At 66.8% G+C, this 4,914-nt stretch carries 6 protein-coding genes; 4 read left to right on the top strand and 2 right to left on the bottom strand.

The window, feature by feature from the left end:
• Nucleotides 1-51: 51 nt before the first annotated feature.
• Nucleotides 52-636, bottom strand: coding sequence for a hypothetical protein (locus tag ABEI27_RS14355; protein WP_375800092.1), 585 nt, complete (start codon nt 634-636; stop codon nt 52-54).
• A gap of 223 nt (nt 637-859) precedes the next feature.
• Between ABEI27_RS14355 and ABEI27_RS14350 the strand changes: the two genes are divergently transcribed.
• Nucleotides 860-1,621, top strand: coding sequence for a hypothetical protein (locus ABEI27_RS14350; RefSeq protein ID WP_375800091.1), 762 nt, complete (start codon nt 860-862; stop codon nt 1,619-1,621).
• Between the two features lie 44 nt (nt 1,622-1,665).
• Here the strand turns inward: ABEI27_RS14350 and ABEI27_RS14345 are convergent, their stop codons facing one another.
• A complete protein-coding gene (locus ABEI27_RS14345; protein ID WP_375800090.1) occupies nt 1,666-2,235 on the bottom strand; it encodes a hypothetical protein in 570 nt (189 codons plus the stop codon).
• Between the two features lie 229 nt (nt 2,236-2,464).
• On the opposite strand from ABEI27_RS14345, the gene ABEI27_RS14340 reads away from it, so the two are divergent.
• The 3 genes from ABEI27_RS14340 to ABEI27_RS14330 form a co-directional block, all read left to right on the top strand.
• On the top strand, nt 2,465-2,716 hold the full coding sequence (locus ABEI27_RS14340; RefSeq protein WP_375800089.1) for a hypothetical protein: 252 nt from the start codon (nt 2,465-2,467) through the stop codon (nt 2,714-2,716).
• A gap of 268 nt (nt 2,717-2,984) precedes the next feature.
• On the top strand, nt 2,985-4,133 hold the full coding sequence (locus ABEI27_RS14335; protein ID WP_375800088.1) for a signal peptidase I: 1,149 nt from the start codon (nt 2,985-2,987) through the stop codon (nt 4,131-4,133).
• The coding region (locus ABEI27_RS14330) for a hypothetical protein (RefSeq protein ID WP_375800087.1) at nt 4,126-4,914 on the top strand (789 nt) is incomplete at its 3' end. The genes ABEI27_RS14335 and ABEI27_RS14330, both read left to right, overlap by 8 nt.

The following is a 4,914-nucleotide window of genomic DNA, read 5'->3' as shown; positions in this document are numbered from 1 at the left end:
GATTCCCATACGAAGTAATTTACTCGATATGAGGTAAAACTTGGGAGACGGTCACTGCTCGGGTTTCTGACCGATCCCGATTCCCGTTCCCGCGTGCGAGCGGTAGTGAAGCATCGCCGAAATTAGAAAGCTCAGGACGATGAGCGTCGCCCAGCCGATGTCGGAGAAGAGTCCGAACGGGAAGATGTCGAACGCGGCGACGACGACCAGAAGGAGGCTCACCACCCCGAGCGCGAAGTAGTACTCGTGCCAGGGGATATCGTTGCCACGGACGACGTCGAGGTAGATGTTGATCTCCTCTTTCATCAGCGTCGGCTCGACCGTCCCCCGGTCTTTGTCGTACACGACGAGACCGGCACTGTGGAGCTTAGGTAGGTGCAACTGTTGCAGTGCCGTGTACGCCGACTTGCGGTCCTCGCGCGTGACGCCTCCGGCCGCCGTGCCGTTCTCGGCGGCGGCGACGCACTCGGCCAGTTCGCCGATCTCGTACGTTTCGTTCCTGGACAGTTCGCGGAGGACGGTCCGCCGGCGTGGGTTCGCCAGTATCTCGAAGAGTACCTCCTCCGTGAGGTTCCCCGGCTCCTCAGGTTCGGGGGCCTCGGAGAACTGTTCCACCTCGAGGCCAGGGGGAGTCACGTTATTACACGATCCTTTGACAGTATAAGTGTCCCTGTTAATAACAACCGGCTGTGATTTTCGGCCGAGGATTTCACCACACGGAAGCCGAGAAGCAAGTTCTAATCGGTGATTAGCTAACCCTCACGGGGGGGAAGGACGTCCGATGAAAACCGCGAACCCTCGTCGATTCAACTGGAGGCGACCGGAGTACACCGGCCAGAATCGGTGTCTCCCGTGTACGGTGGTCAACATAGTAATCGCCGCAGCGGTGACTGTCGGCCTCGCCGCGGTGAGTCCCCCGACGGCGGGCGTCTTCGCCGCCGTCGGGCTCGCGGCGATCTACTTCCGCGGGTACCTCGTTCCCGGGACGCCGGCGCTGACGAAACGGTACGTGCCCGACACGGTGCTCCGGCTGTTCGATCACGACTCCACACTGCCGGCGTTCGACTCGGACTCCACCGACGCCGTCGACGTCGAGCGGTTCCTCGTGGAGGCCGGCGCGCTCGAACGCTGCCGCGGCGACGAGGACCTCTGCCTCTCGCAGGGGTTCAGAGAGGCGTGGAACGACCGGCTCGAATCGCTCGAGACGGCCGAGACGGCGACGATCGCTCCGCTCTTCGACGGCCTCGACGTCGAGGGACCGATCCGGATCGACGCCCGTCCGAACGCCTTCGTCGCGCTGGTCGACGCGGGGCACCTCGGCCAGTGGGAGTCCGAGACCGCCTTCCTGGCGGATCTCGCCGCCGACGCGGAACTCCGCATCCGCGTCGGAAACTGGGCGGAGGTTCCGTACCGAACGCGGCTGGAACTCCTCGGGGCACTCCGGATCTGGCTAGATCACTGCCCGGACTGCGGCGGGGTGGTCTCGCTCGACGAGGGGACGGTCGAGTCCTGCTGCCGGTCGGTCGACGTGGTCGCGGCGACCTGTGACGACTGCGGGACTCGGCTGTTCGAGGCGCGACTCCCTCCGGGCGGCCTCCGGATGGAATCCCAACAGTCGTAATTCGTTCCTTTTCGAGCGCCCGTCCGTCGTTCCCCTTCGGTGAGTCAGTCCGGCCGTTCGTCGAGCACGAATGCGAAGTACGGCCGCATCGCGCGTCGCGCTTCGTCCCACTGCCGGGTGTCGTGGAGTTCGACGCCGAGGAAGTACCGGACGGGCTCCGGCCCGTAGCCCGACTGGCCCGAGCGGGGTTTCTCCGGGTATGTCGGGTCCCGGAGCGCCGCCCTGAGTTCGTACAGTTGCGCTCGCTGCAGCGGGGTCCAGTAGTCGCCGCCGGCCGTGTGTTCGAGCCACCCGCGCGTGCTCGCCGGCGCGTCTCGCGGGTCGATGCCGGCGGCCTCCGCCCGCCGAGCGAAGGCGGACTCGACGGCTGACCAGTCCGCCGCCGCGACGCGGTCCGGGTCGATCTCTCCCCGGACCCGACACGCGTCCTCGACGGCGTCCCTCTCCCAGAGGGCGTCGACGTAGGCCACCGCCGCCTCGCGTACCTCGCCCGCGTCCAGGTGGGCGAACTGCCGGCGGTCGACGTCGGCGGAGGCCTCTATGGCCTCCTCGCGGTTACGCACGTCGTGCGCGACGAACCCCGCACAGGGCCAGGAACTGCGCGGACCTCTCATCTGTCGATCTGGTCGCCGGCGATTGAGCCGGTCGCAGTGAACGCTCTCCGATAGCCTACCTGCACTTCCCCACCCGTCAGTGATAAGCTTTCAGTCCGAATATCACCCGCTAGAACGCCTGAAACGTTCGAATCACGATACGAAGAGGTGGAGTTATCCCCCGATTCACTCGAAGCGCGATAGGTAGAGCCAGCGTCGCGTCCAGAGCTGATAGAGCGTCGACGCCGCGATGAGCGCCAGGAAGAGGCTGGCGAAGACGAGCGGGTCGATCGCGGCGGGCACGCTGGCGGCGGTGGACGCGAATCCGACCTTCGACGACGGTTACGTCCTCTCGCGCGACGGCGAGACGTGCCTCGCGGTCGGCGATGCGGTCTACGTCTCGTTCCGGTGGGAGATTCCCCGGGATGCGGGCAACATCGTCCAGGGCGACAGCGCCCGGTTCACCGTCGGGTTCGTTCCCCGGAGGTGTTCGGAGGAATGAACTCGGGACCGACCGTTCGACACTCGCGGATTAACGTGTCGTTACGCCACCGAACCCCCGACAATCGTTCTGGAAACGCTGTCGATACGAACCTTCACGACGGTCATACCCGCAGGCACCAAGGGGCTAACGTATCGATAACTAAGCCCGTTACCGGCCTCCTGAGAGACGTGACAGACAGTCAGTACGCGACGGTTCGATCGGCCCCAGGCACGTCTCCACGGGTCGCGGTCGGCCGCCACGGTACGGGGACGGTGGGGGTGCTCGAATGTCGCTGACCGACCGGTCCACTCTCCGGCGGGCGGCGAACGTGCTCGGTGTCTTCGTACTGATCGCGATGGTGGCCCCGTTCGTGGTCTACGGAGTCCCGCAGGTCGTCGGCGCCGACCAGAGCTTCGTGGTCCTCTCGGGGAGTATGGAGCCCGCGATGAGCCCCGGCGACGTGGTCGTCGTCCGCGACACCGCCGTCGACTCGGTCGTGGCGGGCGACATCATCACCTACCGGACTGACAGCGCGACCCCGACGACCCACCGGGTGATCGAAGTCGTCGAGACGGGCGACGGCCCCGCGTATCTGACCAAGGGTGACGCCAACGAAGACCCCGACAGCGGCCTCGTCACACACGACCGTGTGATCGGAACGGCCTTCGTGACGATCCCGCTGCTTGGCCACGCCATCGCGTTCGTGAACACGCCCGTCGGCTTCGCCGCGGTCGTGGTGATCCCGCTGGTCCTGTTCGTCGGGACCGAGATTCGGTCCCTCGTGGGGTCGATTAGCGCCGTCGACGCGCCGGGAGTGACGAGTGCGGCAGAAGCGGGCGGCCCCGAACTCGGCGACAGCGATCGGGTCGGGACCGTCGTCGCCGGCGCTGTCGCCGGCGAGGGTCAGTCAGCCGACAGCGACGCACAGGGAGCGGAATCGACGGCCGACGGCGACGACGCCGATTCCGGCGGCGCGTCGCTCACGCTGACGCGATCGAGCCTCCAGATCATCATCCTCATCTTCGGCGTCTACCTCCCCTACAGCGCCTACGTCGCCTACGAGCTCCGCACTTCGTGGGCGATCACGATGGCGATCGCAACGGCGATCGGGCTCCTGTTCGTAATCGGGCTGCACTCCGGGAGCCGATCGGACGCGGACGACAGAACGGACGACAACCCGGACGACAACGCACCCGATGCAGCGCTCGAGCAGGGCGACGCCGATGATCGCACGACGGACGACGCCACCGGAGAGAGGGACGCCGACGACGTGGACGATCCGATCTCGTCACCCACATCGGCCGCCGACGGCGGCGAAGCCCCCGACGAGGACCTGATCTGGCAGGTGGACCCCACCGAGACGGCCGACGCCACCCCAGCGGCCGACCGCGAGTCGGCCGAGTCCCTCAGCCCCGCGGGAGGCGACGATGAGTGACCCGGCCGGCTCGCGCGACGGACCGAGCGGCCTCTCGCGGCGCTCGATCCTCTACGCGGCCGCGGCGACGGGCGCGGCAGCCGCTTCTGGCAGCGGCGTGGCCGCCCTGCTCACCGACACCGAACGGGTCCAGACCCGACTGAGCGCGGGCACGCTCGACCTCGACGTGTCCGTTCTCCGACCGCCGTCGTGGACGGACGGCACTTCCACCGGGAAGCTCGTGCTCCACGAGGAGCAGACCGCGACGTTCGAGCTCTCGGTCGACACGAACCCGGCGTTCGTCTGGCTCGTGTCCCCGTGCTCGACCTGCGACGATGTCGAATCGAAGATCGAGGCGGAACTCGAACCGACGCGCCCCGGAGCCGGCACGACGACGCTGTTCAGCGGAACGCTCGACGCGTTCCGCGAGGTGTACGGACGCGGCGGGTTGCTCTCGACGCAGGCGCTTGCGGGCGGTACGGAGACGTGGATGGTGACGTTCACGTGGCTGTTGCTCGAACCGCTCGAAGACGGGGTCGGCGACGAATTCAGCTTCGAGTTCGAGTTCCGCGCGATCCAGGAGCGCCATCTGGGCGATCCCGAGCAGTTCGACCTCGGCCTGCCGGCCTGCCCCGACTGCGAGTCCGAGTGCGGCACGTCGATCAGTTTCGTCGCCTTCTGCGGCGACGGATCGTTTGAGAAGGCGGCCCTGTCGTTCGAGACGATCGAGTGCGGCGGGAACTACCCCACGCTGAAGCTGATGGAGATTCCGTCGGGCGTCGACACCGTCGTGCTCAAGTAC

The sequence above is a fragment of the Halobellus sp. genome (genome assembly GCF_042218505.1).
Lineage (GTDB): Archaea > Halobacteriota > Halobacteria > Halobacteriales > Haloferacaceae > Haloquadratum.
Note: the sequence above shows the minus strand (reverse complement) of the source record. Positions and strands in the feature narration are given on the sequence as shown.